General features: G+C 41.8%; 13 protein-coding genes, 9 tRNA genes and 3 rRNA genes. All 25 read left to right on the top strand.

Going from position 1 to position 17,869, the window contains the following annotated elements:
* The first annotated feature begins 111 nt into the window (after positions 1 to 111).
* The 25 genes from CDZ89_RS00125 to CDZ89_RS00005 all read left to right on the top strand — a co-directional run bounded on the left by CDZ89_RS00125 (position 112) and on the right by CDZ89_RS00005 (position 17,736).
* On the top strand, positions 112 to 888 hold the full coding sequence (locus tag CDZ89_RS00125; RefSeq protein ID WP_096156045.1) for a type III pantothenate kinase: 777 nt from the start codon (positions 112 to 114) through the stop codon (positions 886 to 888).
* 17 nt (positions 889 to 905) lie between these two features.
* Positions 906 to 1,787: an Hsp33 family molecular chaperone HslO gene (gene hslO, locus CDZ89_RS00120; RefSeq protein ID WP_100332944.1), complete on the top strand. Its 882-nt coding sequence runs from the start codon at positions 906 to 908 to the stop codon at positions 1,785 to 1,787.
* Between the two features lie 10 nt (positions 1,788 to 1,797).
* Positions 1,798 to 2,754, top strand: a complete 957-nt coding sequence (locus CDZ89_RS00115) for a peptidyl-prolyl cis-trans isomerase (protein ID WP_096156042.1) — start codon at positions 1,798 to 1,800, stop codon at positions 2,752 to 2,754.
* Positions 2,755 to 2,839: 85 nt separating this feature from the next.
* Positions 2,840 to 3,766: a cysteine synthase A gene (cysK, locus tag CDZ89_RS00110; protein WP_096156041.1), complete on the top strand. Its 927-nt coding sequence runs from the start codon at positions 2,840 to 2,842 to the stop codon at positions 3,764 to 3,766.
* A 157-nt stretch (positions 3,767 to 3,923) separates the two neighbouring features.
* Positions 3,924 to 5,339 carry an anthranilate synthase component I family protein gene (locus CDZ89_RS00105; protein WP_100332942.1) on the top strand — a complete coding sequence of 472 codons (1,416 nt, stop codon included), beginning with the start codon at positions 3,924 to 3,926 and terminating at the stop codon, positions 5,337 to 5,339.
* A gap of 16 nt (positions 5,340 to 5,355) precedes the next feature.
* On the top strand, positions 5,356 to 5,949 hold the full coding sequence (pabA, locus tag CDZ89_RS00100) for an aminodeoxychorismate/anthranilate synthase component II (protein ID WP_096156038.1): 594 nt from the start codon (positions 5,356 to 5,358) through the stop codon (positions 5,947 to 5,949).
* Entirely contained in the window at positions 5,936 to 6,835 is a 900-nt protein-coding gene (pabC, locus tag CDZ89_RS00095; RefSeq protein ID WP_096156036.1) for an aminodeoxychorismate lyase, read from the top strand. Before pabA ends, pabC begins: the two co-directional genes overlap by 14 nt.
* Positions 6,807 to 7,661: a dihydropteroate synthase gene (gene folP / locus CDZ89_RS00090; RefSeq protein WP_096156034.1), complete on the top strand. Its 855-nt coding sequence runs from the start codon at positions 6,807 to 6,809 to the stop codon at positions 7,659 to 7,661. Before pabC ends, folP begins: the two co-directional genes overlap by 29 nt.
* Complete coding sequence (gene folB, locus CDZ89_RS00085) at positions 7,654 to 8,016, top strand: dihydroneopterin aldolase (protein WP_096157023.1); 363 nt, start codon at positions 7,654 to 7,656, stop codon at positions 8,014 to 8,016. The genes folP and folB overlap by 8 nt, the downstream gene beginning before the upstream one ends.
* Positions 8,013 to 8,534: a 2-amino-4-hydroxy-6-hydroxymethyldihydropteridine diphosphokinase gene (gene folK, locus CDZ89_RS00080; RefSeq protein WP_096156033.1), complete on the top strand. Its 522-nt coding sequence runs from the start codon at positions 8,013 to 8,015 to the stop codon at positions 8,532 to 8,534. The genes folB and folK overlap by 4 nt, the downstream gene beginning before the upstream one ends.
* On the top strand, positions 8,486 to 8,698 hold the full coding sequence (locus CDZ89_RS00075; protein ID WP_096156031.1) for a helix-turn-helix domain-containing protein: 213 nt from the start codon (positions 8,486 to 8,488) through the stop codon (positions 8,696 to 8,698). Before folK ends, CDZ89_RS00075 begins: the two co-directional genes overlap by 49 nt.
* Before the next feature lie 14 nt (positions 8,699 to 8,712).
* Entirely contained in the window at positions 8,713 to 9,714 is a 1,002-nt protein-coding gene (gene dusB, locus CDZ89_RS00070; protein ID WP_100332941.1) for a tRNA dihydrouridine synthase DusB, read from the top strand.
* 171 nt (positions 9,715 to 9,885) lie between these two features.
* Entirely contained in the window at positions 9,886 to 11,370 is a 1,485-nt protein-coding gene (gene lysS / locus CDZ89_RS00065; RefSeq protein ID WP_096156028.1) for a lysine--tRNA ligase, read from the top strand.
* A gap of 426 nt (positions 11,371 to 11,796) precedes the next feature.
* A 16S ribosomal RNA gene (locus tag CDZ89_RS00060) occupies positions 11,797 to 13,397 on the top strand.
* 184 nt (positions 13,398 to 13,581) lie between these two features.
* Positions 13,582 to 16,530 (top strand): 23S ribosomal RNA (locus tag CDZ89_RS00055).
* Positions 16,531 to 16,657: 127 nt separating this feature from the next.
* Positions 16,658 to 16,774, top strand: a 5S ribosomal RNA gene (gene rrf / locus CDZ89_RS00050).
* The 16S, 23S and 5S rRNA genes sit together here with 9 tRNA genes alongside, the layout of an rRNA operon.
* 11 nt (positions 16,775 to 16,785) lie before the next feature.
* Positions 16,786 to 16,861: transfer RNA gene (locus tag CDZ89_RS00045), tRNA-Val, on the top strand.
* Positions 16,862 to 16,959: 98 nt separating this feature from the next.
* Positions 16,960 to 17,035: transfer RNA gene (locus CDZ89_RS00040), tRNA-Thr, on the top strand.
* 21 nt (positions 17,036 to 17,056) lie between these two features.
* Positions 17,057 to 17,132: transfer RNA gene (locus CDZ89_RS00035), tRNA-Lys, on the top strand.
* Between the two features lie 5 nt (positions 17,133 to 17,137).
* Positions 17,138 to 17,218 (top strand) — tRNA-Leu (locus CDZ89_RS00030).
* A gap of 14 nt (positions 17,219 to 17,232) precedes the next feature.
* Positions 17,233 to 17,307, top strand: a tRNA-Gly gene (locus CDZ89_RS00025).
* A gap of 8 nt (positions 17,308 to 17,315) precedes the next feature.
* Positions 17,316 to 17,404, top strand: a tRNA-Leu gene (locus CDZ89_RS00020).
* A gap of 85 nt (positions 17,405 to 17,489) precedes the next feature.
* Positions 17,490 to 17,566 (top strand) — tRNA-Arg (locus tag CDZ89_RS00015).
* 3 nt (positions 17,567 to 17,569) lie between these two features.
* A tRNA-Pro gene (locus CDZ89_RS00010) sits at positions 17,570 to 17,646 on the top strand.
* A 14-nt stretch (positions 17,647 to 17,660) separates the two neighbouring features.
* Positions 17,661 to 17,736 (top strand) — tRNA-Ala (locus tag CDZ89_RS00005).
* Positions 17,737 to 17,869: the final 133 nt, after the last annotated feature.

The following is a 17,869-nucleotide window of genomic DNA, read 5'->3' as shown; positions in this document are numbered from 1 at the left end:
CCCTAAATAAATTTAAAATATATTTCTCTGTTCAATTTATAGGATGTACAGGGTAAAATAGTGTAATATGATGTTGCCAAGTAATATTCTTACGTTAAAGTGGGGGTTTATATGATATTTGTTTTAGATGTTGGAAATACGAATACTGTAATCGGGGTTTATAAAGGTGAAGAACTAAAACACCATTGGAGAATAGAAACTAGCCGTAACAAAACAGAAGACGAGTACGGTATGGTTATTAAAGCGTTGCTAGGTCATGTTGGCCTTACGTTTACCGATTTTGAAGGAATTATTATTTCTTCCGTCGTACCGCCTATCATGTTCTCTTTAGAAAGAATGTGTCATAAATACTTCAATCTAAAGCCTTTAGTAGTTGGGCCTGGCATAAAGACTGGTTTAAATATTAAATATGAGAACCCAAGAGAAGTAGGAGCGGACAGAATTGTAAATGCGGTTGCAGCTATCCATCTATATGGAAGTCCTTTAATTATTGTTGACTTTGGAACTGCTACAACGTATTGCTATATAAACGAAAATAAACAATATATGGGTGGTGCGATTGCTCCTGGCATAACTATTTCAACAGAAGCGTTATATTCTCGTGCAGCTAAACTACCGAGAATTGAAATTGCAAGACCAGATGGAATTGTCGGTAAAAATACCGTAAGTGCCATGCAAGCTGGAATATTGTATGGGTATGTGGGACAAGTAGAAGGAATTGTAGCTAGAATGAAAAGAGAAAGCAAAGTAGAAGCTAAAGTAATAGCTACTGGTGGATTAGCAACATTAATTTCAAAAGAATCAAACGTAATCGACCATGTCGATCCTTTTTTAACATTAAAAGGTTTACAGTTAATATACGAGAAAAACATGAAGGAAGCATATTAATAGGAAGGGGCAAAAAGATGTCAGACTATCTAGTAAAGGCATTGGCCTTTAACGGACAAGTACGTGCTTACGCAGCAAAAACAACCGAAACAATTTCTGAGGCACAACGTAAACATGGAACGTGGCCAACTGCCTCCGCAGCTTTAGGGAGAGCAATGACTGCTACTGTCATGATGGGTGCTATGTTAAAAGGAGAAAATAAACTAACAGTAAAGATAGATGGTGGTGGCCCAATCGGTATCATTTTAGTTGATAGTAACGCAAAAGGGCAAGTGCGTGGCTATGTAACAAACCCGCAAACACATTTTGATTTAAACCAGTTTGGAAAGTTAGATGTGGCAAGAGCCGTTGGTACGAATGGCACGCTTTCTGTTGTCAAAGATATTGGGATGAGAGAGCATTTTTCTGGCCAAACGGAACTCGTTTCTGGGGAACTTGGAGAAGACTTTACGTATTATTTAGTTTCTTCTGAGCAAGTACCTTCTGCTGTAGGTGTAGGGGTATTAGTTAACCCTGATAATACAATATTAGCTGCAGGAGGCTTTATTATTCAGTTACTACCAGGTACTGATGATGAAACGATTACGGAGATAGAGAAAAAAATTACAAACATGACACCTGTCTCTAAATTAATTGAAAAAGGTTTAAGCCCTGAAGGATTATTAGAAGAAATACTAGGAAAAGACAATGTCAAAGTATTAGAAAAGATGCCGGTGGAATTTAAGTGTAAATGTTCTAAGGAACGCTTTGAAAGTGCAATCATTTCACTCGGTAAAGAAGAAATAAAAGATATTATTGAAGAAGATGGACAAGCGGAAACAAGTTGTCATTTCTGTAATACTTCATATACTTTCAAGAAGCAAGAGTTGAATGATATGTTAGAGCAAGCGAAGGGGTAGGGTGACCTTAGTGCAAAAATTATCTAATATGAAAAAAGAAGCTTTATGGCTCCTTATTTTTGGACTAATTATAATAAATTGCTTAACTATCGCATTCTTAACAAAACCCTTTTCTTTTAACAAAACGTCCGAAGCAGTTGCAATAGCGACCAATTACAGTGAAGTAGTCGCTCTAGTCGGTGATAAGCCTATATCCAAAATGGACTTACTACTTCAATTAGAAAATAGATACGGGAATGAAGAGCTTGAAGATTTAATTAATAAAGAAGTAATAAATCAAATGGCTGATAAATACGATGTAACGATACCTAATTCCGTAATAAATCTCGAATGGAAGATGTACAAAACTATGACTGCCTCTCAACATAATACAAACTATTCAGAGGGTGCATTGAAAGAAGATTTTAAAACTAACGTGTTACTTGAAGAACTATTAGTTAAAGATGTACAGATCTCAGATGAAGCATTACGAGCTTATTATGAAGAGAATAAATTTTTGTTTCAGTTTAATGATAACTACCTACTGTCACATATTGTTCTAGATAGTAGAGAGGAAGCAGAAAGAGTGTTAGGTGAGTTAAATAATGGCTCTAGCTTCCAAGCTTTAGCGATGGAAGTATCCTTAGATGACTTTACTGCATATCAAGGTGGGAATATAGGCTTTATTAATACAGATGATACGTTATTTCCTAAAATGTATTTTCAACAAGCAGAAGCTCTCGAAGTTGGTCAATGGAGTGAAATCTTAGAGGTGAAAGAATCGTTTATGTGGGGGAACCCTAATAACAATTCAGGTCCGCAATACGTTATTTTATATTTGACTGATAAGTTGGATGCTTTTCACTATTCTTATGAAGAAGTAAAAGGTCATATTAGAAGAAAAGTTGCTTTAGAACAAATGCCACATGCCGTATCGGCAACGGTATTCTGGGATGAAGTTGGGGTTGAATGGAATACAGAAAACTAGTGTAATTATTTGACAATCCCTTCTATTCCGTTGTTTAATGATAATAAATCCGATAAGTATAGTGAGTATTTAAGGGGGAAGCGGAATGGTGAGAGTAGCAAATTCAATTGATGAGCTTGTTGGAAATACACCAATAGTAAAACTAAACCGTATTGTCGAAGAGGATATGGCGGAAGTTTATGTAAAGCTAGAATTTATGAACCCTGGAAGTAGTGTTAAAGACAGAATAGCTTTAGCGATGATTAATGCTGCTTTAGCTGAAGGTCTAATTAAAGAAGGAGATACAATCATTGAGCCTACAAGTGGAAATACTGGTATAGGACTCGCGATGATAGCTGCTGCAAAAGGATTAAAGACAATTTTAGTTATGCCAGAGACGATGAGTTTAGAACGCCGGAACCTTTTAAGAGCATACGGAGCAGAGTTAATCTTAACGCCTGGTCCTGAGGGTATGGGTGGCGCAATTAGAAAAGCAGAAGAAATAGCAAAAGAAAAAGATATATTCATGCCACAACAATTTAAAAATGAAGCAAATCCTGAGGTACACCGTAAAACAACAGGTTTAGAAATAGTGGAACAAATGGGAGACCAATTGGATGCCTTCATTTCTGGAATTGGTACAGGTGGAACAATTACGGGAGCTGGGGAAGTTCTGAAAAAGAACTATCCAAACATTAAAATTGTTGCAGTTGAACCTAATGATTCTCCAGTGCTTTCTGGCGGAAAGCCAGGTCCTCATAAAATACAAGGAATTGGCGCAGGTTTCATTCCGGAGATATTAAATACGAAGATTTATGATGAAGTAATAAAAGTACAAAATGAAGAAGCATTTGAATACGCAAGACTAACTGCAAAAAAAGAAGGTCTTCTTGGAGGAATATCCTCAGGAGCGGCTATCTATGCGGCGCTTCAAGTAGCGAAAAGATTAGGTAAAGGGAAAAAAGTACTTGCGATTATCCCGAGTAACGGCGAACGATATTTAAGCACACCTTTATATCAATTTGAAGAATAGGGCACATTAAAGAAAAACGGCATAGCTTGCTGCTTTTCTTTTTTTTACGACAAAATTCGGGTGGTGCCTGGCACTCTTTAGGCACTTTTTGAGTGACAGGTACTAATTCCTAAATGTACAATGTGAGTAAGTATGCAATTTAGGAGCGTGACAGCTTGTGAAAAAATTTCCAGTAGGAACGAAGTTGGCTTATGATCAAGAACAATTTTTTCAACAATATAAAAGTTTAGCCAAAGATAAACCGTATCATGTCATTTTAGAGAGCGGAAGAGGCGGTCGATACTGTATCGCTGGTTTAGACCCTATTGCAATCGTAAAAGGCAAAGGATCTACCCTACATATTCAGTATATGGATGGTAACAAAGAAGAAATATTAGGCAATCCTTTAGATAACATGAAAGTATGGATGCAACAACATGAAGGAGAGGCACTAGAGGGATATCCTAGCTTTAACGGTGGGGCAATTGGATATGTTTCTTATGATAGTGTGCGTTACATTGAGAACATACCCGTTCTAGCCGAAGATGACTTACATATTCCAGACTTGTATTTTTTATTGTTTGACGATGTTTTTATTTATGATAAAGAGTTAAAGGTGTTAAATATAATAGTACAAGGTAATAAAGGAGATACAACTATATTAAACGAAAGGTTAACTGAATATGTGAGTATGTGGAGCGAAAATGCAGATTCTGTTTCTTACCCTTTTGAAGGCCAAATACAAAGTGCTGAAAATATAAACAGAGAAGTGTCCTTTACAGAACATTCTTTCGTAAAAGCAGTTGAAAAGGTGCAAAACTATATTTCCAAAGGAGATGTTTTCCAAGTAAATTTATCTGTTCGACAAGCAGAAGCACTAAAAACGCACCCAATGGAGATTTATACGGAACTTCGAGAAGTAAACCCTTCACCTTACATGGGGTATTTGCAACTACCAGAATTTCAACTTATAAGTGCCTCACCTGAACTTTTAGTGAAAAGAGAAGGGACGGAAATTAGCACAAGACCAATTGCCGGGACACGTTCTAGAGGTAAAGATGAAAAGGAAGATATGGATCTTGCAAAAGAGTTAATAGAAAACGAAAAAGAGCGTGCGGAACATGTCATGTTAGTGGATTTAGAACGTAATGACCTTGGAAGGGTTGCCGAATTTGGTTCTGTTGAAGTGAATGAATTCATGGTAATAGAAAAATACTCCCATGTCATGCACATCGTATCCAACGTAAGAGGAACCTTGCAACAAGGTAAAGATGCATTTGACTTAATAAAAGCAACGTTTCCAGGTGGAACTATTACAGGTGCTCCAAAAATAAGAACAATGGAAATTATTGAAGAATTAGAGCCAGTTAGAAGGTCTGTCTACACAGGTTCACTAGGCTGGATTGGATACAATGGAGATATGGAATTAAACATTACTATCCGCACGATGCTCGCAAAGGACGGAAGAGCATACGTACAAGCGGGGGCTGGAATTGTTATTGATTCTGTACCGGAACGAGAATATAAAGAGTCTCTTAAAAAGGCTGCAGCTCTATGGAGAGCGAAAGAACTAAGTGAACAAGAGAAGAAATGAGAAATGAGGGAAGTATATGATATTAATGATAGATAACTACGATTCTTTTACGTATAACTTAGTTCAATATTTAGGAGAACTTGGGGAAGATTTATTAGTAAAAAGAAATGATGAAGTAACGATTGAAGATATAGAAGAGCTAAACCCGGAATTTTTAATGATATCACCTGGACCGTGCTCGCCTAATGAGGCTGGGATTAGTATGAAAGTTATTAAGCACTTCGCCGGGAAAATCCCAATCTTTGGCGTATGCTTAGGGCACCAGTCGATCGCACAAGTATTTGGAGGAGATGTTGTTCGGGCAGAAAGACTTATGCACGGAAAAACATCTGAAATGTTTCATACCGAAGAAACCATTTTTAAAGGGTTACCAAACCCATTCATCGCAACTAGGTATCATTCTTTAATTGTAAAAAAAGAAACGTTGCCTGCTTGTTTTGACATTACCGCTTGGACAAGTGAGGATGAGATTATGGCCATTCGCCATAAAGAGCTTCCGATTGAAGGGGTGCAATTTCATCCAGAGTCAATCATGACGAATGTCGGCAAAGAAATATTGCAGAATTTTATTGCCACATACAAAAGGAAAAATACACATGCGAGTGTTTAAAGACGGAGAGATATTATCGGTTGATAAAGCAACTGTTTCTGTTATGGATCACGGATTTATGTATGGAGTTGGCTTATTTGAGACGATAAAAGTAATACAAAATAACCCTATTTTATTAGAAGAACATCTCGTTAGACTAAAAGATAGTCTGGATAGTGTATTTGTTCAATGGGATTACTCTGAAAGCGAAGTAAGAGATGCTATAAAGAAAACATTAAGGGCAAATCAGTTAACGGATGCGGTCATTCGCTTAAATGTAACGGCGGGTGTAGCAGAGTGGGGGCTGCCTACGGAACATTATGAACAACCTAGTACTATTATTTATGCCCGGCCATTGCCTCCTATGACGCAGGAATCCAAAGAAGCTTGTATTCTTAAGATAAAACGAAATACTCCAGAAGGACCATTTAGATTAAAATCACACCATTACTTAAATAACCTTCTTGCAAAACGAGAATTGGTAAGTAGGCCTAGTAATACAGAGGGCATCTTCCTTACTGAGGAAGGGTATGTAGCAGAAGGTATTATCTCAAATATATTTTGGGTAAAGAATGGCAAAGTATTTACACCATGTATTTCCACGGGAATATTAAATGGGATAACGAGACAGTTGGTAATCCACCTATTAAAATTACTAAACATTGAAGTAGAAGAGGGGTTCTTCAAAAAAGAGTCACTATTAAATAGTGATGAAGTGTTTTTTACGAACTCTGTTCAAGATGTAACGCCTGTAAAAAAACTTGAATCAAAAATGTTTGATGCATCGAATTTTTCGATTGTTCAAAAACTACAAGGGATTTTAAAAGAATGTCCATCATCGATCGCTTACGTTAAAGATATAAAGGAGATTAAAATAGATGGCAACGCGTACAAAGTCATTATCTAATATAAAATGCCACTCCCATGAATTGTCGTTTAAAGAAAAAACGTTAATTATGGGAATCTTGAATGTCACTCCAGATTCATTCTCTGATGGAGGGCGTTATAATGAGATAGAAGCAGCAGTCCACCATGCTAAGCAACTAATAAAAGATGGTGCTCATATTATTGATGTTGGCGGTGAATCTACTCGACCGGGTGCAACTATTGTTTCAGAAGAGGAAGAGTTGAAAAGAGTCATCCCAATTATCGAAGCACTAGCAAAAGAAATAGATGTGCCTGTTTCTATTGATACGTACAAAGCTGAAGTGGCGAAAAAGGCGGTTGAAGCTGGAGCGAGTATCATAAATGATGTTTGGGGGGCAAAGGCCGATCCAAACATGGCCAAAGTAGCAGCGGAATTAAACGTGCCAATCATTTTAATGCACAATCGCGATAATAGCCAATATGATGATTTAATCTCTGACATGATAAGTGATTTATTTGAAAGCGTACAATTAGTAAAGGATGCTGGGGTTAAGGATGAGATGATTATTTTAGACCCTGGTATCGGTTTTGCTAAATCAATGGATGATAATTTGGCAGTAATGCGTGAATTGGACCGTTTTACTAGTCTCGGATACCCATTACTGTTAGGTACTTCTAGAAAACGATTTATAGGACATGTATTAGACCTTCCTGCTGATGCAAGAATGGAAGGAACAGGGGCAACGGTCTGTTTGGGTATAGAAAGAGGTTGTCACATCGTTCGAGTGCACGACGTAAAAGAAATAGCGAGAATGGCCAAAATGATGGATGCAATGTTAGAGAAAGGGGGAGATGACGATCGATAAAATTTTTGTAAGTGGAATGAAATTTTATGGATATCATGGAGTTTTTCCTGAAGAAACAAAATTAGGTCAAAGATTTAACGTAGACTTAGAAGTCGAACTAGATCTATCTAAAGCGGGCGAGTCAGACGATCTAACACAATCAGTCAATTATGGTGAGTTATATAATACGTGCAAAAAAGTAGTTGAGAACGAAACTTACAAACTTGTGGAATCTGTAGCAGAAAGAATTGCAGAGGAAATATTGACTAGTTATCATTTAGTAGAAAAATGTAAAGTAAAAGTGATTAAGCCAGACCCACCAATACCAGGACATTATAACTCTGTTGGTGTAGAAATATCACGAGGTAGATTATGAGAAATGTAGTTTATATTGCATTAGGCTCCAATATAGGGGAAAGGCACGAGACTTTAAAGAGTACGATCGAGCTCATTGATTCCCATCTAGACATAGAGTTATTGAAATGTTCTTCTATTTATGAAACGGAACCTGTAGGGTATGTAGAACAGCCTTCATTTTTAAACATGGTAATTAAAGTAAAAACAAACCTATCAGCAATTGATACATTAACATTTCTACAGCATGTAGAACATAATTTTGGAAGAAAAAGAGAAGAAAAGTGGGGTCCGAGGACTTTAGACCTTGACATTTTACTGTATAACCAAGAAAATATTGAAACGGATGTGCTTATTGTGCCACACCCTCGAATGTGGGAAAGGTCATTTGTTTTAGTACCTTTGATTGAAATAGCGGATGAACAAGATATCCCTAAATATATAGATAAAAAGACTTTACTTGAATTACAAGATAGAGAAGGGGTACAAGTATGGAAGCCGAAAAGTGGGGAAGACGAATTCGGGCATACCGAAAATTAAAAGGTTATACACAGGAAACGTTTGCGAAAAACCTAGGTGTATCTGTTTCTGTTTTAGGTGAAGTAGAACGAGGTAATCGAAACCCGTCAGAAGACTTCATTCTTTCCGTTGCGAAAGAGCTAAAAGTTACAATTGAAGAATTAACACCACCAGATTTAAGTTGAAAGGAGGGAACAAAATGTTGAAAATTGGCGATATTACAATGAAAAATCAAGTAGTTCTTGCACCGATGGCTGGAGTTTGTAATGCAGCATTCCGCTTGACGGTAAAAGAATTCGGAGCAGGTTTAGTTTGTGCAGAAATGGTAAGTGACAAAGCAATCCTTTATAAAAACGCTAAAACGATGGGAATGTTATATATCGATGAGCGTGAAAAGCCTTTAAGCTTACAAATATTCGGCGGTGAAAAGGATACACTAGTGGAAGCGGCCAAATTTGTAGATAAAAACACTACAGCTGATATTATTGATATAAATATGGGGTGCCCAGTACCTAAAATCACAAAATGTGATGCAGGTGCAAAATGGCTATTAGACCCTAAAAAAGTATATGAGATGGTAGCGGCAGTTGTTGATGCAGTAGACAAACCAGTAACAGTTAAAATGCGTACAGGTTGGGATGAGGAACATATATTTGCAATCGAAAATGCCCAAGCGATTGAACGTGCAGGAGGCCAAGCGGTAGCTGTCCACGGACGTACTCGTGCACAAATGTATGAAGGACATGCCGATTGGAACATCATTCGAGATGTAAAGCAAGCTGTAAACATCTCTGTTATTGGAAATGGCGACGTGCAAACACCTCAAGATGCAAAACGTATGATAGAAGAAACTGGTGTAGATGGTGTAATGATCGGTCGTGCCGCACTTGGTAACCCATGGATGATTTATCGTACGGTCAAATATTTAGAAACTGGCGAACTTCTTGGCGAACCATCGGTGCGTGAGAAAATGGACGTGTGTAAGTTACACATGGATCGCTTAGTTGACCTGAAAGGGGAAAATGTAGCGATTCGTGAAATGCGTAAACACGCGGCTTGGTACCTAAAAGGTATCCGAGGCAACGCAATAGTCCGAAATGCTATTAATGAAATGAACACAAGAGCGGAAATGGCTAGTTTATTAGATCAACTAGTTGAAGAAATGGAAGAGAAAGAAGCAGCTAATGCACAAGTAGTTTGACATCATAATTCGGCTATCCTATAATACCTCTAGATTTACTTGTAAAACTGCCAGTATTTTTACTGGCAGTTTTAGCTTTATTAATAAGTGGAAAAAATATATAGTAGTTAATAGAAGAAATCATTGAATTTACATAAAGGTAAAGAACCTATAAGTTTGGAGTTGAGGAAAATGAGTCATGAAGAATTAAATGACCAATTGCTTGTCCGCAGAGAGAAGCTTGCAAAGTTAAGAGAAATAGGAATGGATCCTTTCGGAGGGAAATTCGAACGTACAAACCAATCAAGTGAATTATTCGAGCAATACGGTGAGATTTCAAAAGAAGAGCTTTCTGAAAAGAATCTTTCCGTTACAATTGCTGGACGTATTATGACAAAGCGTGGCAAAGGTAAAGCTGGCTTCACACATATTCAAGATTTAACTGGTCAAATTCAACTTTATGTTCGTAAAGATGCTGTTGGCGATGAAGCGTATGAAATCTTTAACACAGCTGATATTGGAGATATCGTAGGGGTTACTGGTGAAGTCTTTAAAACAAATGTTGGAGAGCTTTCTATTAAAGCTACTTCATTTGAACTATTAACAAAGGCTCTTAGGCCTCTTCCTGAAAAGTACCACGGACTAAAAGATGTAGAACAAAGGTACCGTCAACGTTATCTAGATCTAATTACAAATCCAGAAAGTAAACAAACTTTTATTGCTCGCAGTAAAATCATTCAAGCGATGCGTCGTTATTTAGATGATCACGGTTATTTAGAAGTAGAAACTCCGATGATGCACTCTATCGCTGGTGGAGCATCAGCAAGACCGTTTGTGACACACCACAATACGCTAGATATGACTCTTTATATGCGTATAGCTATCGAGCTTCACTTAAAGCGACTAATTGTAGGTGGACTTGAAAAGGTATACGAAATTGGACGAGTATTCCGTAACGAGGGTGTTTCTACTAGGCACAATCCAGAATTCACGATGATTGAACTTTATGAAGCGTATGCAGACTATAAAGATATCATGAGCTTAACAGAAAACTTAGTTGCACATATTGCAAAAGAAGTAAATGGCAAGACGGTAGTGCAGTACGGTGAATATGAAGTAGACTTAACTCCTGAGTGGAAGAGGCTACACATGGTCGATGCAGTTAAAGAGGCCACAGGTGTAGACTTCTGGCAACAAATGAGTGATGAAGAAGCTCGTCAACATGCAAAAGACCACGGAGTAGATGTAACAGAACATATGCAATTTGGTCACATTTTAAATGAATTCTTTGAGCAAAAAGTAGAAGAAACACTGATTCAGCCTACTTTTATTTACGGACACCCAGTGGAGATTTCTCCTTTAGCTAAGAAAAATGCAGAAGACCCAAGATTTACAGACCGTTTCGAATTATTCATAGTAGGTCGTGAACATGCGAATGCATTTACAGAGCTTAACGATCCAATTGATCAAAAGGAACGTTTTGAAGCTCAATTAGTAGAGAAAGAACAAGGGAATGATGAAGCTCACGAAATGGATCACGACTTTATTGAAGCGTTAGAATACGGTATGCCACCAACAGGTGGACTAGGTATTGGGATTGACCGTCTAGTAATGTTATTAACAAACGCTCCATCTATCAGGGACGTATTATTATTCCCGCAGATGAGACATAAATAAAAAGAAAAAGCTGTTCCCTATAACAAGGGAGCGGCTTTTTTCTTTTTAAAGTATGTATAGAATTTAGATTTAGTTTTTAAGAGTTCGAAGGAACAAAATATTTAAAAATAACAATCTATTTTAAATAAGAAAGAAAGTGAAAAAAAGTATTGCATTAGTATTTGTATGATGATATATTAATATTCGTTGTCACAAAACGACACGAAAAAACAAAATTCAACAACGAAAAAGTAATTAAAAAAGTTGTTGACTTAGTTTGATGGGTTTGTTAAGATTATAAAGTCGCTCAAGAGCGGTGAATGAAAAAATCGTAAAAATGTTCTTTGAAAACTAAACAAAACAACAGCGTGTAAGTTAATCTTTAAGATTAACAACAAACAATTAATTGACATTAGTCAGCTAAACTATGAGCATAAGCTCAAACACTCTTCGGAGAGTTTGATCCTGGCTCAGGACGAACGCTGGCGGCGTGCCTAATACATGCAAGTCGAGCGAATCTGATAAAAGCTTGCTTTTTGAAGATTAGCGGCGGACGGGTGAGTACCACGTGGGCAACCTGCCTGTAAGACTGGGATAACTTCGGGAGACCGGAGCTAATACCGGATAATATAAAGAACCTCCTGGTTCTTTATTGAAAGATGGTTTCGGCTATCACTTACAGATGGGCCCGCGGCGCATTAGCTAGTTGGTGAGGTAACGGCTCACCAAGGCAACGATGCGTAGCCGACCTGAGAGGGTGATCGGCCACACTGGGACTGAGACACGGCCCAGACTCCTACGGGAGGCAGCAGTAGGGACTCTTCCACACTGGACGAAAGTCTGATGGAGCAACGCCGCGTGAGCGATGAAGGCCTTCGGGTCGTAAAGCTCTGTTGTTAGGGAAGAACAAGTACCGGAGTAACTGCCGGTACCTTGACGGTACCTAACCAGAAAGCCACGGCTAACTACGTGCCAGCAGCCGCGGTAATACGTAGGTGGCAAGCGTTGTCCGGAATTATTGGGCGTAAAGCGCGCGCAGGCGGTTTCTTAAGTCTGATGTGAAAGCCCACGGCTCAACCGTGGAGGGTCATTGGACACTGGGAAACTTGAGTGCAGAAGAGGAAAGTGGAATTCCACGTGTAGCGGTGAAATGCGTAGAGATGTGGAGGAACACCAGTGGCGAAGGCGACTTTCTGGTCTGTAACTGACGCTGAGGCGCGAAAGCCTGGGGAGCAAACAGGATTAGATACCCTGGTAGTCCACGCCGTAAACGATGAGTGCTAAGTGTTAGGGGGTTTCCGCCCCTTAGTGCTGCAGCTAACGCATTAAGCACTCCGCCTGGGGAGTACGGTCGCAAGACTGAATCTCAAAGGAATTGACGGGGGCCCGCACAAGCGGTGGAGCATGTGGTTTAATTCGAAGCAACGCGAAGAACCTTACCAGGTCTTGACATCCTTTTGCCTTCCCTAGAGATAGGGCGTTCCCCCTCGGGGGACAAAAGTGACAGGTGGTGCATGGTTGTCGTCAGCTCGTGTCGTGAGATGTTGGGTTAAGTCCCGCAACGAGCGCAACCCTTGATCTTAGTTGCCAGCATTAAGTTGGGCACTCTAAGATGACTGCCGGTGACACACCGGAGGAAGGTGGGGATGACGTCAAATCATCATGCCCCTTATGACCTGGGCTACACACGTGCTACAATGGACGGTACAAAGGGCAGCAAAACCGCGAGGTCGAGCCAATCCCATAAAACCGTTCTCAGTTCGGATTGTAGGCTGCAACTCGCCTCCATGAAGCTGGAATCGCTAGTAATCGCGGATCAGCATGCCGCGGTGAATACGTTCCCGGGCCTTGTACACACCGCCCGTCACACCACGAGAGTTTGTAACACCCGAAGTCGGTGGGGTAACCTGGGCACAACTTAGCCTCTTATAATTATGATAGGAAGTTAAGTTGTGCCTAGGAGCCAGCCGCCTAAGGTGGGACAGATGATTGGGGTGAAGTCGTAACAAGGTAGCCGTATCGGAAGGTGCGGCTGGATCACCTCCTTTCTAAGGAATAATACGCTTGTTGTTTTGTTTAGTTTTGAGAGAGCATTCCTCTTTCAAACTTAGTATAAAAACTATCGAACCATGTTCTTTGAAAACTAGATAACATAAGTAATGTCAAGATACATCAAAAGTATCGTTCATCTTAGTAAATTTTCTTTTAATAGATATCTATTCGCGATATCGAGGTTAAGTTATTAAGGGCGCACGGTGGATGCCTTGGCACTAGGAGCCGATGAAGGACGGGACTAACACCGATATGCTTTGGGGAGCTGTAAGTGAGCTGTGATCCAGAGATTTCCGAATGGGGAAACCCACTACTCGTCATGGCGTAGTATCTGTACCTGAATACATAGGGTAATGAAGGCAGACCCGGGGAACTGAAACATCTAAGTACCCGGAGGAAGAGAAAGCAAACGCGATTTCCTGAGTAGCGGCGAGCGAAACGGAATTAGCCCAAACCAAGAGGCTTGCCTCTTGGGGTTGTAGGACACTCAACATGGAGTTACAAAGGAACGGGGTAAATGAAGCGACCTGGAAAGGTCAGCCGTAGAAGGTAAAAGCCCTGTAGTTGAAACTTCGTTCCCTCCTGCGTGGATCCTGAGTACGGCGGGACACGAGAAATCCCGTCGGAAGCAGGGAGGACCATCTCCCAAGGCTAAATACTCCCTAGTGACCGATAGTGAACCAGTACCGTGAGGGAAAGGTGAAAAGCACCCCGGAAGGGGAGTGAAAAGATCCTGAAACCGTGTGCCTACAAGTAGTTAGAGCCCTATGTTTTTTCTTCGGAAAAAACCCGGGTGATAGCGTGCCTTTTGTAGAATGAACCGGCGAGTTACGATCCCGTGCAAGGTTAAGTCGATGAGACGGAGCCGTAGCGAAAGCGAGTCTGAATAGGGCGAATGAGTACGTGGTCGTAGACCCGTAACCAGGTGATCTACCCATGTCCAGGGTGAAGTTCCGGTAACACTGAATGGAGGCCCGAACCCACGCACGTTGAAAAGTGCGGGGATGAGGTGTGGGTAGGGGTGAAATGCCAATCGAACCTGGAGATAGCTGGTTCTCTCCGAAATAGCTTTAGGGCTAGCCTCATGTGTTAGAGTCTTGGAGGTAGAGCACTGATTGGACTAGGGGCCCTCATCGGGTTACCGAATTCAGTCAAACTCCGAATGCCAAAGACTTATCCATGGGAGTCAGACTGCGAGTGATAAGATCCGTAGTCAAGAGGGAAACAGCCCAGACCGCCAGCTAAGGTCCCAAAGTATACGTTAAGTGGAAAAGGATGTGGAGTTGCTTAGACAACCAGGATGTTGGCTTAGAAGCAGCCACCATTTAAAGAGTGCGTAATAGCTCACTGGTCGAGTGACTCTGCGCCGAAAATGTACCGGGGCTAAACGTATCACCGAAGCTGCGGACTGTTCTTACGAACAGTGGTAGGAGAGCGTTCTAAGGGCGTTGAAGCTAGACCGTAAGGACTGGTGGAGCGCTTAGAAGTGAGAATGCCGGTATGAGTAGCGAAAGATGGGTGAGAATCCCATCCACCGAATGCCTAAGGTTTCCTGAGGAAGGCTCGTCCGCTCAGGGTTAGTCAGGACCTAAGCCGAGGCCGAAAGGCGTAGGCGATGGATAACAGGTTGATATTCCTGTACCACCTTCACTCCGTTTGAGCAATGGGGGGACGCAGGAGGATAGGGTAAGCGCGCTGTTGGATATGCGCGTCCAAGCAGTAAGGCTGAGAAGTAGGCAAATCCACTTCTCATAAAGGCTGAGCTGTGATGGCGAGGGAAATTTAGTACCGAAGTTCCTGATTTCACACTGCCAAGAAAAGCCTCTAGCGAGGAGAATGGTGCCTGTACCGCAAACCGACACAGGTAGGCGAGGAGAGAATCCTAAGGTGAGCGAGAGAACTCTGGTTAAGGAACTCGGCAAAATGACCCCGTAACTTCGGGAGAAGGGGTGCTCTGTTAGGGTGTTAAAGCCCGAGAGAGCCGCAGTGAATAGGCCCAGGCGACTGTTTAGCAAAAACACAGGTCTCTGCGAAGCCGCAAGGCGAAGTATAGGGGCTGACGCCTGCCCGGTGCTGGAAGGTTAAGGGGAGAGGTTAGCGCAAGCGAAGCTTTGAACCGAAGCCCCAGTAAACGGCGGCCGTAACTATAACGGTCCTAAGGTAGCGAAATTCCTTGTCGGGGAAGTTCCGACCCGCACGAAAGGCGTAACGATCTGGGCACTGTCTCAACCAGAGACTCGGTGAAATTATAGTACCTGTGAAGATGCAGGTTACCCGCGACAGGACGGAAAGACCCCGTGGAGCTTTACTGTAGCCTGATATTGAATTTTGGTACAGCTTGTACAGGATAGGTAGGAGCCTGAGAAGCCGGAGCGCTAGCTTCGGTGGAGGCGTCGGTGGGATACTACCCTGGCGGTATTGAAATTCTAACCCGCACCCCTAATCGGGGAGGGAGACAGTGTCAGGTGGGCAGTTTGACTGGGGCGGTCGCCTCCTAAAGAGTAACGGAGGCGCCCAAAGGTTCCCTCAGAATGGTTGGAAATCATTCGTAGAGTGTAAAGGCACAAGGGAGCTTGACTGCGAGACCTACAAGTCGAGCAGGGACGAAAGTCGGGCTTAGTGATCCGGTGGTTCCGCATGGAAGGGCCATCGCTCAACGGATAAAAGCTACCCCGGGGATAACAGGCTTATCTCCCCCAAGAGTCCACATCGACGGGAGGTTTGGCACCTCGATGTCGGCTCATCGCATCCTGGGGCTGTAGTCGGTCCCAAGGGTTGGGCTGTTCGCCCATTAAAGCGGTACGCGAGCTGGGTTCAGAACGTCGTGAGACAGTTCGGGCCCTATCCGTCGTGGGCGCAGGAAATTTGAGAGGAGCTGTCCTTAGTACGAGAGGACCGGGATGGACGCACCGCTGGTGTACCAGTTGTCTTGCCAAAGGCATAGCTGGGTAGCTACGTGCGGACGGGATAAGTGCTGAAAGTATCTAAGCATGAAGCCCCCCTCAAGATGAGATTTCCTTTAGCGCAAGTTAGTAAGATCCCTGAAAGATGATCAGGTAGATAGGTTCGAGGTGGAAGCGTGGCGACACGTGTAGCTGACGAATACTAATAGATCGAGGACTTAACCAAATTAGAACGATACAATCACTTTCTTGACAGGAAAACATGTTATCTAGTTTTGAAAGAACATCAAAGAGTAAAAAACTCTTGATTTTCTTTCAAAAGTGACTATAATTATTTTATGTCACACTAATAGTCTGGTAATGATGGCGAAGAGGCCACACCCGTTCCCATACCGAACACGGAAGTTAAGCTCTTCAGCGCCGATGGTAGTTGGGGGCTGTCCCCCTGTGAGAGTAGGACGTTGCCAGGCTGTTATATATCGGAGGATTAGCTCAGCTGGGAGAGCACCTGCCTTACAAGCAGGGGGTCGGCGGTTCGATCCCGTCATCCTCCACCAAAGTTTTTTCACGCTAGTGAAAATAACTTACATTTCACGGTAGTGAAAATAATCTTCCATAGTTTCACGCTAATGAAAATAACTTACATTTAAATTTAGCCGGTGTAGCTCAGTTGGTAGAGCAACTGACTTGTAATCAGTAGGTCGTGGGTTCGACTCCTATCGCCGGCACCACTTTACCTTTATATTTATTTAGTGCCATTAGCTCAGTTGGTAGAGCATCTGACTTTTAATCAGAGGGTCGAAGGTTCGAATCCTTCATGGCACACCATCTACGCGGGTGTGGCGGAATTGGCAGACGCGCTAGACTTAGGATCTAGTGTCTTTGACGTGGGGGTTCGAGTCCCTTCACCCGCATAATAGAATAGCCAGCGGAAGTAGTTCAGTGGTAGAACACCACCTTGCCAAGGTGGGGGTCGCGGGTTCGAATCCCGTCTTCCGCTCCAACAGAAGTGCCGGGGTGGCGGAACTGGCAGACGCACAGGACTTAAAATCCTGCGGTAGGTGACTACCGTACCGGTTCGATTCCGGTCCTCGGCACCAAACTTTTTTCACTTAGTGAAAATAAGTATCCTTGAATTGCACAAAAGGTATTAAATTTTGACTGCAGTAAAACAAGAAATAAATAGCGCCCGTAGCTCAATTGGATAGAGCGTTTGACTACGGATCAAAAGGTTAGGGGTTCGAGTCCTCTCGGGCGCGCCATATCGGGGAGTAGCTCAGCTTGGTAGAGCACTTGGTTTGGGACCAAGGGGTCGCAGGTTCAAATCCTGTCTTCCCGACCACTTAATATTATAATGGGGCCTTAGCTCAGCTGGGAGAGCGCCTGCCTTGCACGCAGGAGGTCAGCGGTTCGATCCCGCTAGGCTCCACCAATAAAACAATATGTTCTTTGAAAACTAAACAAAACAACAGCGTGTAAGTTAATCTTTAAGATTAACAACAAACAATTAATTGACATTAGTCAGCAAACATTATGAGCATAAGCTCAAACACTCTTCGGAGAGT

Origin of the sequence: Bacillus alkalisoli (genome assembly GCF_002797415.1) — a bacterium.
Taxonomy (GTDB): domain Bacteria; phylum Bacillota; class Bacilli; order Bacillales; family Bacillaceae_I; genus Bacillus_CD; species Bacillus_CD alkalisoli.
Note: the sequence above shows the minus strand (reverse complement) of the source record. Positions and strands in the feature narration are given on the sequence as shown.